Raw genomic sequence first — 20,612 nt, 5'->3', positions numbered from 1 at the left:
CTTTGAAGTATATGGGGAAAACAGCCAAAAAGGTCAAGATTCGGAAGTGGAGATTTATATTGCAACAAAATAAGGAAAAACACCTGCCGCTAACATAGTATTTGCAAAAGGCGGGGTTAAGTGCAGGGTTGAAAATTTGGTAATATTTATCCGCTTCTGCTTTTCCGTATTACTTTTTTTCTTAAATTAGCAATACGGAAAAAGCATCCGCTTCGGTTGTGCTGAATTGAACTTATCGTCCAATTCAAACCCGCCCTTCGCAAATACTTTTCCCGTTGGGTGCTATTTTATGAATACCCGCCAATACTAACATAAATATTAAAAAAATGAGGAAATCAATTTTAACAGGTGTATTGTTTTTGGTGTTTAGTCAAATCGGGCTTGCTCAAACGGACTTTGACAAAACTAAATTGGATAACTACTTCAACGCACTTGAACAAAACAACAAGTTTATGGGAAGTGTTGCAGTATCCAAAAACGGAGAAATTATTTACACAAAGTCAATCGGATTTGCTGACATTGAAAACAAAGTAAAAGCAAACGAAAATTCAAAATATAGAATTGGTTCCATTTCCAAATCATTTACTGCTGTTTTGATTTTAAAAGCAGTAGAACAAAAAAAGTTAAATCTCAATCAAACTATTGACAAATGGTTTCCTACCATTAAAAATGCAAAGAAAATAACCATAAAACATTTGCTAAGTCATAGAAGTGGAATACACAACTTTACGGATAACAAAGATTATTTGACTTGGAATACACAGCCCAAGACGGAAAAAGAAATGGTTGAAATTATCACAAAAAGCGGTAGCGACTTTACTCCCGACAGCAAGGCGGAATACAGCAACTCAAATTATGTGCTTTTGACTTACATTCTTGAAAAAACGTTTAAAAAATCGTATGCTGACTTATTGCAAGAGTATATTGTTAAGCCAATCGGTCTGACCAATACATATGTTTTTGGCAAAATTAATCCAAATAATAACGAGTGTAAATCATATAGTTATGAAGGAACTTGGAAAGTAGAGCCTGAAACAGATTTTACGGTTCCATTAGGCGCAGGTGCAATCATTTCTACTCCAACCGATTTGACAAAATTTGCAGACGCTTTATTTGGCGGCAAACTTTTGACGAGCAAAAATCTTGAAACAATGAAAACCATTCAAGACGGTTATGGACTCGGCTTGTTTCAATATCCTTTTTATAAAAAAGTTAGCTACGGACACACAGGAGGCATTGACGGTTTTAGTTCCGCTTATTCCCATTTTCCGGAGGACAATATTTCGTATGCATTAACTTCTAACGGAACAAATATGAATAACAATAACGTTTCTATTGCCGTTTTAAGTGCCGTTTACGGTAAACCTTATGAAATTCCTGTATTCACAACCTACAATGTAAATTCAGAAGATTTAGATAAGTATTTAGGCGTTTATGCTTCACAAGAAATTCCATTGAAAATTACCATTACCAAAGAGGGAAACACATTATTTGCACAAGGGACAGGACAGCCAGCATTTCCACTTGAAGCTACCGAGAAAGACAAATTTAAGTTTGACCAGGCAGGAGCAAAGTTTGAATTTAATCCTACAGAGAAGAAAATGATATTATTTCAAAGTGGTGGGCGAATTGAATTTACGAAAGAATAAGAAAAACAGCACCCAACATCGGCTTGGCAATATGGCGGCAGAAGTGCTTCTATGGAACATTTGTGCAAGGTTCAACGGAAGTAATTCTATTGAACATTTGTACTAAAATCCGCCACATCGCCAAGCCGAAAACCGATGTGGCGAAATCCGCTTCGCTCCTTTCGCCACATCGGCTCGGCGGCTTACACCGCCTGATGGGCTCGTCGCTTCGCGAACTTCGCACATCAACGGCTTTGTGAAATTCCCTCCCGAAAGCAAGCTTCCGAGAGGAAACTTCACAAAGCCGTCGGGATGTTGTGCGTCAGCATTTACAATCACATTCAGAATTGAAAGGTAAATGATAAATTTATGAATTTGCACAAAATATTTGTTTCCTAATAGGGAAATTTCTATCTTTGACAAAAATTGTTAATGAAGTTAAACTTTGATATAGAATTATTGCCTGAAGCAGTTGAGTTCTTGGAAAATCTTGACGATAAATCGAGAGAGAAAGTTTATTACAACATCAAAAAAGCTCAACTTGTAACCGATAAGGAGTTGTTCAAAAAACTAAACGACTTTATTTGGGAATTTAGGACATTGTATAATGGAAAAGCATTTCGACTTTTTGCATTTTGGGATAAATCAGGTGAAGAAGAAACTTTAGTGATTGCGACACACGGAATTTTAAAGAAAACGCAAAAGACCCCAACAAAAGAAATTAAAAAAGCGGAAGAAATTAGAAGACAATACATAGAATATAAAACAAAAAATAAATAGATATGGCAACCGATAAATTTAAAACTGTTTCACTTGATACAATGATAGACAAACACATTGGAAAGCGTGGAACTGAAAAGCGAGAAGCGTTTGAAAATGAGTTAAGAATTGACTTGTTAGGACAGGCTATAAAACAAGCTAGACAAGAACGCAATATGACACAAGAAGAATTGGGAGAATTAGTAGGTGTCCAAAAAGCGCAGATTTCGAAGATAGAGAATAGTATGAAAAACGCAAGATTTGAAACTATTATGAAAGTTTTTGAAGCTTTGGGAGCGAAAGTAAGTTTTAACGTGGAACTGAATAACGAAAAATTAGTATACTAACACACAAAAGTAATGCCGAACGCACAACAAGGTATTGCCGCAAGCGGGGTTAATTGTTTTTTTAGAAAATTTTGTTTACTTTTGAAGTATGGTATTTTAGTTGAAGTTAGGTGCTAAGAAGCCCCGCCTTCGGCAATACCCGGACCGTTGTAACCAATTTAGGAAAACCTTGTGGAAAAAACGACGGAAAAAGTAAATGAAGATTTAAAAGCCGATTTTGCATTACTATTTCAATCACGTTGTGGATGGTTGTTTTGGAAACCCTTTCGGAAATATCGAATAGAAGGCTCTTTGTGGAATAGCTCTGAATTTATTGTTTACAAGGGAATAGAAGTTGAATTTATGTTTTATTCACGAGAAAACGAATTATTATTTCAAGACACCTATGAATTAGACCGCTGGTGACCTCCTCGAACTAAACGAGAATTGATAATAGATTTACCTGAATTAGTGAAGGAAACAGAACGGAATTTTAACCATTTTGATTACCGAATTACTAAATGGATAGAAGTGTCAGGAGTAGGAGGACATAATACCGTTAAACCTTAAACTCCATCAAATTCTGGTGTCCAAACCTCATAAATAATTGATTTTCATATTTTTACAATACGACATAGAATAGCCTAATTATTACATTAAGTGTTAAAAATCAAAATATTACAATGGTTAAACTGTCTGAACAATCAGATTTAGGGTTAAGTATAAAGATAAAGAAAATAAAAACTGGTTACAACAAGGTATTGCCGCAAGCGGGGTTAATTGTTTTTTAGAAAAATTTGTTTATCTTTGAGGTATGGTATTTTAGTTGAAGTTGGGTGCTGAGAAGCCCCGCCTTCGGCAATACCCGGACCGTTAGGCGATATGCTACAACAACTGCACTCGAAAAACAAGAACTGAAAAACTAACAAAAATAATTTGTAAATTTGCGATATGAATGACAAAAAACTTTACATAATCGCAGGTTGCAACGGAGCAGGAAAAACAACCGCATCGTTTACGATTTTGCCAGAGATTTTAGATTGTAAAGAATTTGTGAATGCTGACGAAATCGCAAAAGGACTTTCTCCTTTTCAGCCCGAAAAAGTTTCTTTTGAAGCTGGGCGAATAATGCTAAACAGAATTAACGAACTGCTTTCGGAAAACGAAAATTTTGCATTTGAAACAACTTTATCGACCAAAAGTTATAAAAGTAAAATTAACGAAGCAAAAGATAAAGGTTATCGAATAATTTTATTATTCTTTTGGCTTCAAAACATCGATTTAGCTAAAGAACGTGTAAAAATAAGGGTTTTTGAAGGTGGACATAATATAGAACCAGAAGTTATCGAAAGAAGATATATCAGAGGAATTAAAAATTTGTTCGACATTTATCTTCCGATTGTTGATGGAGCATTTATTTTTGACAATTCTGAAGTACAACACAAATTGATTGCAGACAAACAAATAGACAGTTCATTGAACATTGTAGACATAGACAAGTTTAATCTTTTAAAAAATTACTATGACAACAACTGAAAAACACATAGAAGAAAAAAACAAAATCCTAAAAGGTCTTGAAAAAGTATATGAAAAACTTTTAGAATTCAAGAAAATGAAAAATAGCGAACTTGTTATTTTGCGTGACAACAAAATAGTTAAAGTAAAGCCTGAATAAAAGCACATCGCCTAACAAGGTATTGCCGCAAGCGGGGTTAATTGTTTTTTAGAAACTTTTGTTTATCTTTGAGGTGTGGTATTTTAGTTGAAGTTAGGTGCTAATAAGCCCCGCCTTCGGCAATACCCGGACCGATGATGCGAAATTCGCAAAGCGAATTTCGCATCATCATCCCGACGGCTATCGCCGTTGACGTGCTCGTCGCTTCGCGAACTTCGCACATCAACGGCTTTGTGAAGTTTCCTCCCGAAAGCAAGCTTCCGAGAGGAAACTTCACAAAGCCGTCGGGATGTTAGTGGCAACCAACCTTGAAAAGGTTATTAAAATGACAACAAAATGAAAAGAATGGACAATCTGGAAAAACTACTTTCTTCAGAAGACACTAATAACAGTGTAATCGAAATAGACAACTTTATCAACAATCTTTGCTCTTATGGAGATAGGCTTGACAAATTAACTGAGCCTCAAAAACAATTTTATTACAATCAATGCTTAGAAAGGGAAGTTAATAATGGAGGTTTTAATCAGTATTTTGTAAGCCCAAGTGGAGAGTTTGCTCATCAAACATTACATTCGTTAATAGATATTGGAGCGGAAACTACAGCAGGGATTTTACAGAAAGCTATCGAACAATTTCCTAACAAGAAAGTACCAACAGATAGAGATGAAAGAATTGATTTGGTTGAGGAAATAGAGGAAGTAGCAAATGAAGTTTGGGAGAATCTTGATGAAAAGTTTTTTGAGTATGCAGATGACTTGAATACTTTGAATCTTGATTTTGTGAAAAAACATAAGTCCTATTTTTAGTTTTTAAAGATAGAGAGTAGATAATATTTATTAACATAATGGCAGCCACTAACAAGGTATTGCCGCAAGCGGGGTTAATTGTTTTTTTAGAAACTTTTGTTTACTTTTGAAGTACGGTATTTTAGTTGAAGTTGGGTGCTGAGAAGCCCCGCCTTCGGCAATACCAAGCCGTTAGCAGAAATTATAGAACGACACGACAACAAATGAGAAAAATTATATCGACACTAATCATTTTCACATTATTGAGCCAAGCAAATGCTCAAAAAATATTCACTTCCGACATCACTAATTTTTGGACTGCTTATGACAGTATTCAAAGAGTAAATAACAATAAAAGTGAAATTCTTGAAAGACTTTTTTTGAGTAAAAAAACCGAAGGACTAAATACGTTTATGCAAATCAAAAAATTTGACAAAGACGACTATTTAACAGCAATTGAAAAATATCCGCAGTTTTGGAATTCAATCAGACCAAACACGTTAATTGATAAGAAAAAAATAAAAACGGTAAACAAAGCTTTGACAAAATTGAAAAAGCTTTATCCGAATAATTCCAAAGGAAATATTTATTATACCATTGGAACGCTAAAATCAGGAGGCACAACAAGTAATGAAGATTTGCTTTTAGGAATTGAAAAAATTGTAGGAAACGAAAACACAATAGTTTCAGAATTTGAAAATGAAAATCTCCAAAAAATGTTTCAATTTTCAAAGACAACAACAATTGAACAAGTTACAATTCACGAATTTGTTCATACTTTTCAGAAAGACGGAGAAATTAATGTTTTGTCAAAAGCAATTAAAGAAGGTTCTTGTGATTTTGTAGCAGAATTAACTTTAAACAAAAAATTCAATTCGCATTATATTGATTATGGATTTAAAAATTACGAGCTAATAAAACTGAAATTTAAGTCTGAAATGTTTAGTCAAAATTTTGGAAATTGGTTTTATAACAGCGATGTAAGTAAAAATCCAGATTTAGGATATTTTGTAGGCTATGTGATTTCTAAAAAGTATTATGAAAACTCTAAAGATAAAAAGAAAGCAATAAGAGACATTATTGAATTAGATTTTAATAATGAACTTGATGTTTTACAATTATTGGAAAAATCAAAATATTTTGACGAAATTATAAATGTTGAGCAAATAAAATCAACGTATAAAGAAAATCAACCTAAGGTTTTAAAAATATTAGAATTTGAAAACGGATATCAGAACGTGAAACCAGACATAAAGCAAATTCAAATTGTATTCTCAAAACCAATGAATGAAAACATTTCAATTAACTTTTCAAAAAATGGAAAAGAGCATTTTCCTCTTGAAAAAATAGTTGGATTGGATGAAACTAAAACCATTTTAACACTTGAAACAATAGATTTGAAATCAGATACAGAATACGACTTTTATATAACAGACAGAGGAACAAAATCAAAAGATGGTTTTCCTCTTGTTGAACAAGAATATAAAATCTCATTTAAAACTGAAAAAAAATAACTTCTGCTAACATCGGTTTTGCAAAAGCGGGGGTGAAGTTCCCTTGCGTTGAAGATTTTTGCAATTTTAGCCGCAAAAAAACATTTCGTTTTTTATTTTTTTGTAATTTTGAAAAAACGAAAATGGTTTTTTGCTCAGGTTCGAGTTTATAGAAAGTTTCGTCTTTCTTAGCCCCGCCTTCGCCAAGCCGCAAACCGTTATAGGGCATTTTAAAAGACAATAACAAATAAGACAATATAAATGGAGATACTATTAGTTCATATAATTTTAGGGGTTGGACTTTTTTTCTTAATCAATTGGATAGGAAAGCACTCCTACTCAATTGGCTATATGGAAATTTCCATTTTCGTTAAGACAGAAGAAGCTCCAGCTTTGAATTTTTTAATTAGAGTTCTGACTCCCATTGTCTACATTATTATCATTTCGGCAGGGTTATATTATTTCGGGCTTGACAAATTTGTTTGGAATATTTATCTAGTTAACATCTACTATATACTATTCAGACTAATTTTCAATTTAGCTACAAATCGTGGACTTTTACTGAACTGGTATAGACAGTTTCTTTATTGGACTGCAATCATTGTTATATCATACTTCACTTACGAAAAATTGATAAAAGTTAAAGCGAATATTTTGCCTGACTTCACGACTGTTGCTAATGAACTTTGGATAATAATCTTAATTTTTATTTTTCAAATAGCAAATAACCTACGCTTTTCACAAGAAGCGACACAAAAACGAAAAGACAACTATCTAAAGAGCCGTTACCATTATTTCAAAAGGCTTTATGGACAACTTATCAAAGACTTGACAAACAACGAAAAACTTGAAAGTATTGTTTATGCAATAATTATTTATGAAGACTTCAATAGACCTAAAATAGCAAGGCAAATTGAAAATCTAAAATTCAAGCTGACAAAAAAGCCGCATACATTAGGAGTTATGCAAGTTCGTTCTGACAAACGAATAAGCGACTTAGAAAGTGTAAAGTTAGGAACTGAAAAAATCGTAAATGCGTATAAAAAGTATCTTGAAAATTCGACAGAAAACAGCAGTTATTATTCTGAATGGGATGCTAAAAATTATATAATCAATGACTACAATGTTGGGGCAAGTTACAACGGAGAAGTTAATGAACTAGCAAATATTATTAAAAATACATTCTACAAAGACACGAATGACACCCTTGACCCAAACAAGAAAAACGCCCTATAACAAGGTATTACCGCAAGCGGGGGATATTTGCATTTTAGAAAAATTTGTTTACCTTTGAAGTATGGTATTTTGGTTGAAGTTGGGTGCTAATAAGCCCCGCCTTCGGCAATCCCCGACCGTTAGGCGACAGCAAAAACGACCATTATGAGAAAAACTTTATTGTTTCTATTTTTATTCTTTTTGTTGAATAATATCTATGCACAAAATTTAATTCCGTTTTATAAACAAGGTAATTTTGGTTTGTGTGATTATGATGGAAACATCGTTATTGAGCCAATTTATGACTACGTTACATTTTATAAAAAAGATATAGAAGGTTACCTTATTCAAAAAAATGGAAGATATGGTCTACTTGATAAAAATTTAAAAGTAATTTTCGAGCCGCAATTTACAAATACCATTTCCAAAATTGAAAACCGATATGTTGTTGAAAATTCAAATTCGGTTGAATACTATTCTTCTGAAACATTTAAACTAATTTCAATAGAAACTTTGACAAACGAAAATAATTTTATTTCTCACCGTCCTTATTCTCCACGTAAAGAAGAAGAAATTTTCACACATAATCGTGCGAGCGTTTTAAAAGCATTTTTGGTAAAAACTAAGTTAGCAGAAAACAAATATAGAGTGGTTGATAATAATGGTACTTTCTTCAGCATTTATGACAATGAAACAAACAAAAAAAATGGTATTTTTTTACCTAAATCTGAAATTTTTTTCATAGATGATGAAAATAGCACCTATTTTGGACCAAGATGGATTCCATCCAAACAAAAATATTTCTTGCAGGTAGAAACTAAGTTTGGGATTTCAGTAATTGATGAAGATAAGAATGTTATTTTACCAGAAAAAAGTAATGCTTCATATTTCATAAACTCCAATCATATTGAGATATATGAAAATAATGGAAACATTGAAACAAAGTTACTGTATATACTGAACAGCAAAAAAATCATAGAGAATAAATATAACGGATTTCGTTTTGCAGAGACTATTTTTGTAAAAAATAAACCATTTGATATTTTTTTAACCGATAAAGTTAATCGTAAAACAAACTATTATGATAAATGCTTTATTGGCGAAAATGGTAAAGAGTTTTTTGTTGATTAATAATATAAAAAATGCCGATTGCCTAACATAGTATTTGCAAAAGGCGGGGTTAAGTGCAAAGTTGAAATTTGGTTACATTTATCCGCTACTGCTTTTCCGTATTACTTTTTTCTTAAATTAGCAATACGGAAAAAGCATCCGCTTCGGTTTGGTCTAAATTGAACCATTCGGTTAAATTTAGACCGCCCTTCGTAAATACTTTTCCCGTTATACGACACTACTTAAAAAAACAGCATAAATTTTGAAATAACGTAAATAATTTATATTTTTACACGTAATCTAAATTTTATGAATACTAAACTAACTTTAAACTTAAATAAAAGCATAATTGAAAGTGCAAAAGATTATGCTAAGGAAAATAGAGTGAGTCTTTCAAAACTTATTGAAAATTATTTGAATGCATTGACTAAAAAGGAATCCAAAAAAGTTGATGTAAGTCCTCTTGTGGAGAGTTTAACTGGAATAATTCCCCATGACTCGGAAAATGAAAAAAATGAGGATTACTATGAATACTTAAGGGAAAAATATTCATAATGGAAAGAGTTTTTGTTGACACAAATATCGTTTTAGACTTGCTTGAAAAAAGAGAAAATTTTTATCAAGAAGCACAAGAATTGTTTACAATGGGAGACCAAAACAAAGTAAAGCTATTTATCTCTGCGCTAACAATTGCAAATGTTCATTATCTGCTTTTCAAACATTTAAAAATGGAAGCTAGAAAAGCTATTTCAAAATTTAAAGTTCTTGTAGAAGTTTTGCCAATTGATGATAAAATAGTGGAACTTTCACTTGCTTCAGATTTTACTGACTTTGAAGATGCGATTCAATATTATACAGCAATTGAACACGGAATGGAAGTAATAATTTCAAGAAATAAAAAAGATTTTAAAAATATAAGTTTGCCTGTCTTAACCGCAAATGAATATTTAAAATGCTAAATTGTGGCGTCGTATAACAAGGGTTTTGCGTCAGGCGGGGTGATGTGCAAAATTCAACAGCAGTTTTTTTAATTAAACATTAGTAATAAATTCGACTTTTGTGCTTCGAAATCCCGCCCGAACGCAAAGCCCCGCCCGTTACCTCAATTCTATAAAAAACGGACTTTTGATTATTCTAAAGCGGTTGACGGTATGCGTCAAATTCTTTGGGGTTTGTTCAAAAAAATTATTATAGCAGACAACTGTGCAAAATACGCTAATTTGATTTTTAATAATTCAGCAGATTATTCAGGTAGCACTTTAGTTCTTGGTGCTTTATTCTTTACTTTTCAAATCTACGGAGACTTTTCAGGCTATTCAGATATTGCAATTGGCACTTCCCGACTTTTTGGCTTTGACTTAATGCGAAACTTTAATTTTCCTTATTTTTCTAGAGATATTGCGGAGTTTTGGAGACGATGGCATATTTCACTTTCAACTTGGTTTCGAGATTACCTTTATTTCCCTTTGGGTGGCAGTCGTGGTGGAACTTGGATGAAAGTTAGAAATACATTTATCATTTTTATAGTTAGCGGTTTTTGGCACGGTGCAAATTGGACTTTTATTGTTTGGGGGTATTAAATGCTATTTATTTCTTACCGCTTCTATTGACAAACAATAACCGTAATAATTTAGATACAGTAGCAAAAGGGAAACTAATTCCTAACCTAAAAGAACTTTCTTTTATGTTATTGACTTTTAGTTTAACTGTATTTGCTTGGATATTTTTCAGAGCGGAGAATATTGGACACGCAATAAGTTACATTTCTGAAATATTATCACCTTCTCTTTTTTCAATACCCAAATTTGCTGGAATGGGAAGTGCCTTACCAACAATAATTCTTGTTGTGATGTTTTTAATGGTCGAATGGCAAGGTCGTGAAGGTCAATACGCTATTGCGCACATAGGGCAAAAATGGTATCGACCATTAAGATGGATATTGTATTCATTAATAATTTTTGCAATAGGTATGTTTATGTCCTCAGACGAATCACCTTTTATCTATTTTCAATTTTAAGGAGCAGCAAATGAAAAAATTTATTTTTAATACGATTCTATTTATTCTTTTTTCGTCATTATGTTACTTTACACTCTTGTTTGTTTGGGGGCGTTATGCACCTTCTCGATTTAAATCAAATATTAATTATCATATTGGCTCGTATGGGCATATGTACTCAAGGCTTTCCGAAATTAAAAAATATGGAAATGTAGATATATTATTTTTAGGTTCGTCTCACGCTTATAGGGGCTTTGATACAAGAATTTTCTTAGAAAATGGTTATAAATCATTTAATTTGGGTTCTAGTGCTCAAACGCCTGTCCAAACAAAAGTGTTACTCAAGAGGTATTTAGATAGTTTAAATCCTAAATTAGTGATTTATGAAGTTTATCCTGAAACATTTACTTTAGATGGTGTTGAGTCATCTCTTGATATAATTGCTAATGATGTAAATGATTTACATTCTTTAAGAATGGCAAAAAAGATCAATAGTATAAAAACATATAACACACTAATTTACGGGTTCATTTGTGATTTACTTGGATTAAATAGTTCTTTTTCCGAACAAACAATAAAAGGAAATGATAAATATATAAGCGGTGGTTTCGTAGAAAAAGAATTAGGTTTTTATAAGCCTACAAAGTTTGATAAAAAGGAGATTTTACTGAGAGATTACCAAATTGAATCTTTTGATGAGATAGTACAAATGCTAAAGGATAAAAAAATAGAATTAATTTTGGTATATGCACCAATTCCAAAAGTAAATTATCGTAGTTACGTCAACAACAGTTATTTTGATAGTGTAATGCAAACATATTCGACTTATTACAATTTTAATGAAATAGTTTCTCTGAATGATTCTTTACACTTTTATGATTCTCATCATTTAAATCAAAATGGAGTGAAGATATTTAATGGAAAACTAATTGAGTTATTGAAAGAAAATAAAGTATGGACGCACAACAACGCATATGAGAAATAGAGTTTTCAGTACTAAAGCATAGGTTGGTTAGTACTTTCAATAAAAGTCAGTTCCAAACTGAAAGTGAAATGCTTTTTAATCCACTACTTCTTATACACGCAAACCGTCGGGCAATATGCTGAAAGAAAAAACACAGAAAAAAATACTTGAAATTTATTTCGTAAATTTGCGTAGTGAAAGAAAAAAAATCTTTTATATAGCAGGTTGTAATGGAACAGGTAAAACTACCGCTTCGTTTACTATTTTGCCCGAAATTGTTTGTAAATGCTGACGAGATAGCAAAAGGTTTATCGCCTTTTCAACCAGAAAAAGTAGCGTTTGAATCTAGTCGAATAGTGTTGAACCGAATTAACGAACTACTTAAAGAAAATGAAAGTTTTGCTTTTGAAAAACACTTTTAACACGGAATTATAAAAATGAAATATAAAACTTAAACTATAAATAAAATGAAAATTACTAAAAGGGAAAATTATGTTTTTCATAGCGAGAGTCTTAATTATGTTAATAGTTGAAACTGTTTGCGATTGGAATGGAAGCAAAACTTCATTTCAAAATGGTTTGGAAGATAGCTGTAAAATTTTAAAGCCATAAAAATCGCAATGAAATAAAAGGCAGTTGAATAGTTTTAAAGTTGAAACTATTCATTTTTACTTTTTTTAATTTGCTATTATCTGAATTACTAAAGAAAATGATTAGAAATATCAAATCCTTAAAAGAAAGTGATTTTGTTCTTTTTTTACAAAATCCAAGACAGGAATTTTATAATAAATTCAGTAGTGATATTATTGTTTTTCTAATAATCACGGCTTTTAAATTTCTTCTTCTCATTTCAAAAACTATCTTTACAGATGGACCTTTTTTTGATCCTGAAGATTTGGAATCTTTAAGTGCTAATGTTTTTATTTCTCATATTTTTATCGTTCCATTAATTGAAGAGTTTGCTTTTAGAGGATTTTTAAGATTTAAAAGTAAATTTATGTTTTTCTTGAGTTCATTAGCTATTATGTTTTTATGTTTTTCATTTTTAAAAAATGAAAATTTGAAAAACATATCATTGGTAATTATTGCTATTGTAGGTTTTATATCAATAATTAACAAAAGTGTCTACAAAAAAATTAATCTATTGATTACTAATAATATTAGAATTCTCATTATTGTATCATCAATTTGTTTTGGGCTTATGCATCTTACAAATTATGAAACCTTTGATTGGATTAATTTGTTTGGAATTTTTGGGAAAATTATTGGAGGGACATTCCTTTGTTATATCGCAATAAAGTATAGTATTTGGCATTCATTTCTTTTTCATGCGTTAAATAATATTATACCATTTTTGCTAATTTTAATGTACTATATTTTAAATTGAAAATATATAACTAAAGCGTAACTACCTCAAATATGATAAATTTTGAAAACCATTTGTCAGAAATTTTAGATTTGCCAGATACTTGCCTTGATTTTTGTAAGGGTGAATACGAGGTCAAAAATATTAAAAAACACACCTTTTTATTAAGAGAAGGAGAGATAGCTAAATGGGCTGTTTTTGTAGAAAACGGACTTTTAAGAATGTATTCTATAGATGCTCAAGGTAAAGAGCATATCATTCAGTTTGCTCCAGAAAAATGGTTGCTTTCAGACAGGAATAGTTTATTCTTTGATGAAAAATCTAAATTCTATATAGAGGCGGTGGAAGATAGCCAAGTCTTATTACTAAAGCCTTCATTTTTTTCTCAAATAATAGAAAAATTTCCACAAACAGCCGCATCACAAGAGATGTTATTGCAAAAACACATCAGAAATTTACAGAACAGAGTTAATTCTTTATTGGGAGCAACAGCGGAAGAAAGATATTTAGATTTCATAAAAATGTATCCCGATATTTTACAACGAGTACCGCAATGGATGGTGGCTTCCTATTTAGGGATTACCCCAGAAAGTTTAAGCAGAGTTAGAAAGAATATTGCCGAAAAAGGGAAACTTTAATCTAAAGATAGCTTTCTCTAGAAACCGAATTATTTTTCTAAGTCTTATATTTGCAGAATGAATCAGCAAGATACCATTTGTGCATTAGCTACAGCCAATGGAGTAGGAGCTATAGGCATTATTAGAGTTTCAGGAAACCACTCTATTAACATTACAAACACCATTTTCAAAGGGAAAGATTTAACTAAAGTTGACTCTCACACTCTTCATTATGGATTTGTAGTCCAAGGTGAGGAAGTGATAGACGAAGTCATGGTAAGTATTTTTAAGGCTCCGAAAAGCTTTACCACAGAGGATTCCGTAGAGATTTCATTTCATGGGTCGCCTTTTATTGGTAAAAGGATTTTAGATTTATTGATAGCTAACGGTTGCAGAATGGCTAAGGCAGGGGAGTTTAGTATGAGGGCCTTTATGAATGGTAGGATAGACCTTTCTCAAGCAGAATCTATAGCAGACCTTATAGCTTCCGAAAGTGAAGTAGCAAGAAAAGTAGCTCTTAATCAACTAAAAGGTGGCATCTCTAATGAAATTTCTATTTTACGGAACGATTTGCTTAATTTCACTTCTCTCATAGAACTTGAGCTTGACTTTGCAGAAGAAGATGTAGAATTTGCTGACCGAACTGAATTGACTCAATTATTACAAAAATTAAAGTCTAAACTTGGTGGTTTACTAGAAAGTTTTCAATACGGAAATGCCGTTAAAAATGGAGTCCAAGTAGCCATTATTGGTAAGCCCAATGCAGGAAAATCTACCTTACTAAATGCTTTACTAAAGGAGGAAAGAGCCATAGTTTCTGATATTGCAGGAACTACTAGAGATACTATAGAAGAAGTACTGCATATTGGTGGACACGCTTTTAGATTTATAGATACCGCAGGAATTAGAGATACTGCCGATAGGGTAGAGAGCATAGGTGTAGAGAAAGCTAAAGAAAAAATAAATACAGCAGACATTCTACTATATTTATTTGATATAAAAGACAGTACTCCTGACGAAATTATAAATTTTATTACCTCTTTGGAGCGTTCAGAACTTAAGGTTATTTTACTCCAAAACAAAATAGACTCTAGTAGCGAGGCAGAAATCAATGATTTTTGGAAACAGTTAAAAGAGACTCTCGTTCCTAATTTTACCCAAACCATTTTGGGTATTTCGGCTAAGGAAGGCAAGAATATAGAAATTTTAAAAAATGAACTGGTAGCTTATATAGAAGAGTTAAAAACTTCTGAAAGTACCATTATTACCAATCAGCGTCATCAAGAAGCATTACAAAAATCGCTTCTTTCGGTACAAAAAGTAGAAGAAGCCATCACCAATAGAATCTCTACTGAACTTTTAGCCTACGAACTTCGTGCTGCTATGGAGCATCTAGGTGAAATTTCAGGGGAGTTTACCAATGATGAAGTGCTAGGTAATATCTTTGGGAAGTTTTGTATTGGAAAGTAGCCTATGTTTTTACAATGATTTGAAAATAAATATTCTATCATAAATTTTAATTTTTCTATCTATTAAAATGTTTTCCCCCCACTTATAAAATTTAATCCCCTGGTATCAATTTTAATTTTTCTATCTATAAAATGTTTTCCCCTACTTATAAAATTTAATCCCCTATTATAAATTTTAATTTTTCTATCTATAAAATATTTTCCCCCACTTATAAAATTCAATCCCCTTATATAAATTTTAATTTTTCTATCTATAAAATATTTTCCCCCACTTATAAAATTTAATCCCCTAGTATCAATTTTAATTTTTCTATCTATAAAATGTTTTCCCCTACTTATAAAATTTAATCCCCTAGTATCAATTTTAATTTTTCTATCTATAAAATGTTTTCCCCTACTTAGAAAATTTAATCCCCTGGTATCAATTTTAATTTTTCTATCTATAAAATGTTTTCCCCTACTTAGAAAATTTAATCCCCTGGTATAAATGTTATTGACTTGTGTTCCTTATTAGGAATATATATTTAAGATAGAAAAAAGGGCAATTAAGTGATAGTAGCAGACAAAAAGGAAGGGTAAGAATGAATACTTTTTACTTAAAATACTACAATGAGGATACCAAAGAATGTACTTATGAAAGTCTAAAATTGTAGATTTTTGACAAGCCCAACAACTAACTACAACGTAAATATTATAAAATTGACAAAGTGTATTAAAACATTAAAAAAAATATTGTAATGGAAGAGAAATTGCAATATCCAAAGTAGATGAAGATTTTTTAGAAGGTTTTAAAAACTATCTCTTGAATGAAAAATATCGGATAGAAATACAAAATTAGCACAAAATACAGCATTATCATACTTTAATAAAGTGAGGGCAGCTCTAAAAGAAGCTCACAGAAATAAATTGATAGCAGATAATCCCACAACTAGAGTTAGAAGCATCAAAGAAGAGGAAACTAATAGACAATATTTGATATTAGAGGAGATACAAAAATTGGTTAACACAGAATGTGATAATTCATTATTAAAAAGAGCATTTTTGTTTAGTTGTATGACAGGATTAAGGTTTTCAGACATAGAAAATTTGAAATGGAAAAATGTAAATTACGATGAAAATACTGGTTGGACTTTGAATTTTGTAATTAAGAAAACCAAAGCAATAGAATATTTACCCATAAATGAACAAGCCATAAAACTGATTGGAGAGAAAGGAAAAGATGAAGAAAAAGTATTTGAGGGATTGATATATAGTGCTTACAATAACAAAAAATTGAGGAAGTGGATAGCAAAAGCAGGTATAGATAAGCATATTACATTTCATTCAGCAAGACACAGTTTTGCCACATTACAATTAACAATGGATACAGACATCTATACAGTGAGCAAGTTATTGGGGCATAAAAATGTAAAAACTACAGAAATATATGCTAAAGTAATTGATAAGAAAAAAATAAATGCAGTATTAAAAATTCCTAATATTTTTGTAGAAAGATAAAAGGAAATGAGACGTAATAATTTTGAAGACAAGGAGTTTAATGAGAAAGAGTATTTTGAAGATTGGAGATATGAAATTTGGCTTGAGAGTGAAGAAGGAAAAAAATGGCAAGATTTTCATAATGTTCTGCACCCAATAAAAAATAAAGAACTTGTACAAAAGTTAGTGGCATTAAAAGAAAAAAGCAAAAAATATACAGAGGAGGAGAGAAAGCAATTATTTAAGGAGTTTGACGAACTACAGACTTACGAAGACAAGCTCAACTTTTGGCAAGAAAAAGAGCTGAGCTCACTTGATGAAAATTACTTTAGAGATTTGGTGGATAGGAAAAACCTTATTTTTATTCAGCCATATAAAGATAGTGAAAAAAGTTTGTATTTAACCAAATTAGTAGAGTGGATAAATATTGTAAATGAAGAAGATAGAGACAAAAGTTATGATACTTTGGTTAAAGACTATCAGCGATTGGAGATAAATGAAAGTGTAATTAAAGAACAAATAACCATCACTGAAAATTCTATTGAAAATATAAAAAGAGAGTTTGGATTAGAATCTGAAGTGATAAACTTTTTTTTGAGTATATACCAACAAAAGTATATAGTAGATTGGTATAAATTGTCAAGTCACCATATATATCCATTTGGATTTCAAATATTAGCTTACAAAATATCAAAAGTAATTGGATTTGTAAAATATAAGATGTTTTTAAAAGGAGAACTTGATAAATTGAGAGCTAAATTAGATTTTAATGCAAACACCCTAATAGAAAAAGATAATGTGGAGAACTTGGCTATATCAAAATTTAGGACATTTAAGAGAAATGAAAAGTATAAAAATGATGTAATATTAAAGAAAGTACTTGACGAATTGATAAAAAAGAACTTTATTAAAAAAATTGAGTTTAAAGATTTTGTAAAGGTATTTGAATATCAGCCTATTGAATTAGGTAAAAACGAATTGAAATCAAAGATTATATGGATAAAAGAATATAAGAATAGTACAAAAAATAAAAAATCTTACGATTGGACAGAATTATTGACATTGATAGAGTGCATTACAGATATAGACAAGAAGGATTTTAGTAATAGTAACAAAGAAATTAGAGATATTATAATGTGTTGTTTTGAATTTGATGATAAAACAATGGTAGATAAACAGCAGGAGATATTAAAAAGAATAAAAACATTTGTTAAAAATGATAGCCGAAAAGAAACCCAAATTGAAAAATTGATAAATAGCTTGGTGTTTTAAGCACCCTGAATAGCACCCCAAAAGGGTGCTTAATTTTTTTTAGTAGGTGCTTACTCACATATACATTTGTACCAAATTTTAAAAATAATAAACAATGGATACAGCAAAAATGCTCAACTCAAAAGAAGCCTCCATCTATTTGAAATTAAGTGTGCAATATGTAAGAAGATTGTACAATAGAGGCAAATTGATAGGGTACAGACCAAATGGGGGTAAAATTTATTTTGCACTTGAAGATTTAGAATATTTTTTAAGGAGGAATAAAAATATGTGTGAGAAAGATATTTTAGAGAAAAGTTTAACATTTAAAAATTTCTAAGATGAATGATTTTAAAGTAGATATGTGGAATAATTATATTCTAAAATCCAAAACTATACCGTTAAATGAAATTGTAGAGATTATCAAAAGTATGCAATATGAAAAAAAAGTTAAAGACATTAGGACATATTTAAAAAATGGAGATAAAGAGAACGCCAATAAATTAAAGAATAATTTACCTGCTTTTACAGTATCAGGGATTTTTGATACAAATAGAGACAAGGGAAATCTTATAAAATATTATGGGTTAGTCATTTTGGATATTGATAAACTAAAAGATGAAGAAGAAGTAAAAAGAGTAAAGAAAAAAATATGTGAAATGAAAGAAACCAAAATTGCTTTTGTTTCTCCATCAGGTTTAGGACTTAAAATTATTGTAGAAACAAATAATACAGATGTAGAACAACATATAGATGTGTATAAAGAAGTAATAGAATATTATGAAGATGCCCTAAAAGTAAAATTTGATACCAAAACTTGTGATGTATCAAGATTATGTTTTATATCCTCTGATACAAATGCTTATTACAACTCTCAATCAAAGATTTTTGAGAGTAAAGTAATAAAAAAACAGAGAAAAGAAGTAGGAGTAAAAAAAGCAACATATCTTAGTGAAAAATATGATAGAGTAATTGCAGAAATAATAAAATTTACAAAGAACCGACAGCAATTTGAGAAAGGAAATAGGAATCCTTATGTATATCTGTTAGTAAAAAATGCCAAATTAGGAGGATTGGAAAAAGGAATAATACAAGGTTTTTGTGAATGTAATTATATAGAAGATGATTTCCCACTTAAAGAGATTAAGTATATTATAAATGCTGTGTATAATGATGATAATATAGAATTTGGAAAGTGGAGATGGAAATACAAAAACCTTTTGAAGTAGAAAAAAAATGTTTATTTTTGTCTGACAAATAGATAAAAGTATAAGAGAAAAGTAGTAAAAAAATAGTATAAAAAAATAACAATATACATTTTGTAAACTAATTGGTGTCTTTGAAAGGTCGAAAATCAAAAACCCACACAAGAAGTTTAGTAAAATGTTTAGGCTGATAGGCTTAAACGTTGCTTGGCTTGTGGGTAAAGGACTTCGACCTCCTCAGAGACAAAGTAGGCAAATGTTTTAAGCCTATTTTGTTGTTTATAAATGTATTAAAATGATAGAGCTATGACAAAAGGATTACTTATATTATTATTAAGTTTTTTGATGATTAGTTGTCAAAAAGATAGAGTAGAGGGAGTTTATACCTATGTGGATAACAAAGAAGACAACAGTTTTTATAGAATTGGTATTAGATTAAAATGTGCTATGATAGGAAGTGTAGAATTTAAAGGAGGAAAATGCTATGTAAATATTGAGGGAGTACAAAAAAGAATGGATTATAATGTGGAGGGAGATAAAATTTACATAAAAGTAGATGATGCAGAGGAGATTATAGAAATAATAGATGACAAAACTATCAGTGTAGCAGGAGGTTGCATATTTAAAAAGGACTAAAATTATTTTAAAATTTATAGATTATGTGGAATACAGAAAGTGTTGATTTTTCGATTATTAAGAATGATAGTAAAAAAGTAGTAAAAGATAGATATATGGATATTTATCCTATATTTTTGAACTTTTTTAAGAGTAGAGAATTAGATAGAGAAACTATTATTTTAGGCATATCCTTAGTATATAGTTGGATGCCTACCATACCAAAAATAGATTTACAAAATATTGATAAAGCTGTAGATATAATTAAGAAAGAGAATTTGAATGCTATAGATCTGGAGGAATTATCCAAATGTTTTAATAATTCGATAGTTGGTACATCTAAATTATTACACTTTATTTATCCCAACAAATATCCAATTTGGGATAGCAATGTTTGTAAATATTTTATTGGAGGAAAGTCATTTACATACAGGGTAAATAAAGTTGATAACTATCTAAAATATTTTGATTTTTGTAATAATTTAGTTAAAAATAATGAAAAAGAAATTGCAGAAATACAACAGTGTTTTACTAGCAAATTTGGAGTTGAAATAAGTAAAATGCGAACTTTGGAATTGATTTTTTTTCAAATAGGCAAAAGTAAGAAATTGTCTTAAGGCATAATATAGGAACTACTATTCTATAATTTTATGAGGTTTTA

At 30.6% G+C, this 20,612-nt stretch carries 25 protein-coding genes and 3 pseudogenes; 27 read left to right on the top strand and 1 reads right to left on the bottom strand.

The genetic code is table 11. The features are described from left to right. The 10 genes and pseudogenes from D1003_RS11185 to D1003_RS02175 form a co-directional block, all read left to right on the top strand. A pseudogene (locus tag D1003_RS11185) lies at positions 1 to 73 on the top strand (AraC family transcriptional regulator); the annotation flags it as partial. 253 nt (positions 74 to 326) lie between these two features. Next, positions 327 to 1,649, top strand: a complete 1,323-nt coding sequence (locus D1003_RS02205; protein WP_153935554.1) for a serine hydrolase — start codon at positions 327 to 329, stop codon at positions 1,647 to 1,649. 411 nt (positions 1,650 to 2,060) lie between these two features. Continuing rightward, positions 2,061 to 2,408 (top strand): type II toxin-antitoxin system RelE/ParE family toxin, encoded by a 348-nt coding sequence (locus tag D1003_RS02200; RefSeq protein ID WP_153935553.1) that lies wholly within the window; start codon positions 2,061 to 2,063, stop codon positions 2,406 to 2,408. 2 nt (positions 2,409 to 2,410) lie between these two features. Then, positions 2,411 to 2,734: a helix-turn-helix domain-containing protein gene (locus tag D1003_RS02195; RefSeq protein WP_153935552.1), complete on the top strand. Its 324-nt coding sequence runs from the start codon at positions 2,411 to 2,413 to the stop codon at positions 2,732 to 2,734. 171 nt (positions 2,735 to 2,905) lie between these two features. After that, complete coding sequence (locus tag D1003_RS11180; RefSeq protein WP_260393284.1) at positions 2,906 to 3,139, top strand: hypothetical protein; 234 nt, start codon at positions 2,906 to 2,908, stop codon at positions 3,137 to 3,139. A gap of 21 nt (positions 3,140 to 3,160) precedes the next feature. Further along, positions 3,161 to 3,283 (top strand): hypothetical protein, encoded by a 123-nt coding sequence (locus tag D1003_RS11175; RefSeq protein ID WP_260393283.1) that lies wholly within the window; start codon positions 3,161 to 3,163, stop codon positions 3,281 to 3,283. A gap of 381 nt (positions 3,284 to 3,664) precedes the next feature. Then, positions 3,665 to 4,249, top strand: coding sequence for a zeta toxin family protein (locus D1003_RS02185; RefSeq protein WP_153935551.1), 585 nt, complete (start codon positions 3,665 to 3,667; stop codon positions 4,247 to 4,249). Continuing rightward, entirely contained in the window at positions 4,236 to 4,388 is a 153-nt protein-coding gene (locus tag D1003_RS11015) for a hypothetical protein (RefSeq protein WP_014937117.1), read from the top strand. The genes D1003_RS02185 and D1003_RS11015 overlap by 14 nt, the downstream gene beginning before the upstream one ends. Before the next feature lie 336 nt (positions 4,389 to 4,724). Then, entirely contained in the window at positions 4,725 to 5,195 is a 471-nt protein-coding gene (locus D1003_RS02180) for a DMP19 family protein (RefSeq protein WP_153935550.1), read from the top strand. Between the two features lie 203 nt (positions 5,196 to 5,398). Continuing rightward, a complete protein-coding gene (locus D1003_RS02175; protein WP_153935549.1) occupies positions 5,399 to 6,688 on the top strand; it encodes a hypothetical protein in 1,290 nt (429 codons plus the stop codon). On the opposite strand, the gene D1003_RS02170 is transcribed toward D1003_RS02175, so the two are convergent. Next, the gene (locus D1003_RS02170; RefSeq protein WP_153935548.1) at positions 6,669 to 6,896 is read right to left on the bottom strand and encodes a hypothetical protein; all 228 of its coding nucleotides are present in this window, start codon (positions 6,894 to 6,896) and stop codon (positions 6,669 to 6,671) included. The genes D1003_RS02175 and D1003_RS02170 overlap by 20 nt on opposite strands. Positions 6,897 to 6,928: 32 nt before the next feature. Between D1003_RS02170 and D1003_RS02165 the strand changes: the two genes are divergently transcribed. The 17 genes and pseudogenes from D1003_RS02165 (at position 6,929) to D1003_RS02090 (ending at position 20,568) form a co-directional block, all read left to right on the top strand. Next, positions 6,929 to 7,903 (top strand): hypothetical protein, encoded by a 975-nt coding sequence (locus tag D1003_RS02165; protein WP_153935547.1) that lies wholly within the window; start codon positions 6,929 to 6,931, stop codon positions 7,901 to 7,903. Positions 7,904 to 8,047: 144 nt separating this feature from the next. Continuing rightward, entirely contained in the window at positions 8,048 to 9,013 is a 966-nt protein-coding gene (locus D1003_RS02160) for a WG repeat-containing protein (protein ID WP_153935546.1), read from the top strand. A 288-nt stretch (positions 9,014 to 9,301) separates the two neighbouring features. Further along, the gene (locus D1003_RS02155; RefSeq protein WP_079208474.1) at positions 9,302 to 9,547 is read left to right on the top strand and encodes a DUF6364 family protein; all 246 of its coding nucleotides are present in this window, start codon (positions 9,302 to 9,304) and stop codon (positions 9,545 to 9,547) included. After that, positions 9,547 to 9,951, top strand: coding sequence for a PIN domain-containing protein (locus tag D1003_RS02150; RefSeq protein WP_153935545.1), 405 nt, complete (start codon positions 9,547 to 9,549; stop codon positions 9,949 to 9,951). The genes D1003_RS02155 and D1003_RS02150 overlap by 1 nt, the downstream gene beginning before the upstream one ends. A 138-nt stretch (positions 9,952 to 10,089) precedes the next feature. Next, positions 10,090 to 11,009 (top strand): annotated as a pseudogene (locus tag D1003_RS02145) (MBOAT family O-acyltransferase); the annotation flags it as partial. A gap of 10 nt (positions 11,010 to 11,019) precedes the next feature. Next, positions 11,020 to 11,973 carry a hypothetical protein gene (locus D1003_RS02140; RefSeq protein ID WP_153935544.1) on the top strand — a complete coding sequence of 318 codons (954 nt, stop codon included), beginning with the start codon at positions 11,020 to 11,022 and terminating at the stop codon, positions 11,971 to 11,973. Between the two features lie 115 nt (positions 11,974 to 12,088). Then, positions 12,089 to 12,397, top strand: a pseudogene (locus D1003_RS02135) (hypothetical protein); the annotation flags it as partial. A 264-nt stretch (positions 12,398 to 12,661) separates the two neighbouring features. Then, positions 12,662 to 13,339 (top strand): CPBP family intramembrane glutamic endopeptidase, encoded by a 678-nt coding sequence (locus tag D1003_RS02130; RefSeq protein ID WP_153935543.1) that lies wholly within the window; start codon positions 12,662 to 12,664, stop codon positions 13,337 to 13,339. 32 nt (positions 13,340 to 13,371) lie between these two features. Then, positions 13,372 to 13,956, top strand: a complete 585-nt coding sequence (locus tag D1003_RS02125; RefSeq protein WP_153935542.1) for a Crp/Fnr family transcriptional regulator — start codon at positions 13,372 to 13,374, stop codon at positions 13,954 to 13,956. A 57-nt stretch (positions 13,957 to 14,013) separates the two neighbouring features. Continuing rightward, positions 14,014 to 15,405, top strand: a complete 1,392-nt coding sequence (mnmE, locus tag D1003_RS02120) for a tRNA uridine-5-carboxymethylaminomethyl(34) synthesis GTPase MnmE (RefSeq protein WP_153935541.1) — start codon at positions 14,014 to 14,016, stop codon at positions 15,403 to 15,405. Between the two features lie 747 nt (positions 15,406 to 16,152). Continuing rightward, complete coding sequence (locus D1003_RS11170; protein ID WP_311709670.1) at positions 16,153 to 16,242, top strand: hypothetical protein; 90 nt, start codon at positions 16,153 to 16,155, stop codon at positions 16,240 to 16,242. Between the two features lie 32 nt (positions 16,243 to 16,274). Next, the gene (locus D1003_RS11165; protein WP_311709653.1) at positions 16,275 to 16,901 is read left to right on the top strand and encodes a site-specific integrase; all 627 of its coding nucleotides are present in this window, start codon (positions 16,275 to 16,277) and stop codon (positions 16,899 to 16,901) included. A gap of 6 nt (positions 16,902 to 16,907) precedes the next feature. Continuing rightward, positions 16,908 to 18,152 carry a hypothetical protein gene (locus D1003_RS02110; protein WP_153935540.1) on the top strand — a complete coding sequence of 415 codons (1,245 nt, stop codon included), beginning with the start codon at positions 16,908 to 16,910 and terminating at the stop codon, positions 18,150 to 18,152. Positions 18,153 to 18,246: 94 nt separating this feature from the next. Next, complete coding sequence (locus tag D1003_RS02105; protein WP_153935539.1) at positions 18,247 to 18,471, top strand: helix-turn-helix domain-containing protein; 225 nt, start codon at positions 18,247 to 18,249, stop codon at positions 18,469 to 18,471. A 1-nt stretch (position 18,472) separates the two neighbouring features. Continuing rightward, on the top strand, positions 18,473 to 19,360 hold the full coding sequence (locus tag D1003_RS02100; RefSeq protein ID WP_153935538.1) for a BT4734/BF3469 family protein: 888 nt from the start codon (positions 18,473 to 18,475) through the stop codon (positions 19,358 to 19,360). A 282-nt stretch (positions 19,361 to 19,642) separates the two neighbouring features. Beyond that, positions 19,643 to 19,972, top strand: a complete 330-nt coding sequence (locus tag D1003_RS02095) for a hypothetical protein (protein WP_153935537.1) — start codon at positions 19,643 to 19,645, stop codon at positions 19,970 to 19,972. Positions 19,973 to 19,995: 23 nt separating this feature from the next. Then, positions 19,996 to 20,568, top strand: coding sequence for a hypothetical protein (locus D1003_RS02090; protein WP_153935535.1), 573 nt, complete (start codon positions 19,996 to 19,998; stop codon positions 20,566 to 20,568). Positions 20,569 to 20,612 lie beyond the last annotated feature (44 nt).

It is taken from the genome of Riemerella anatipestifer, assembly GCF_009663465.1.
GTDB lineage: Bacteria > Bacteroidota > Bacteroidia > Flavobacteriales > Weeksellaceae > Riemerella > Riemerella anatipestifer_C.
Note: the sequence above shows the minus strand (reverse complement) of the source record. Positions and strands in the feature narration are given on the sequence as shown.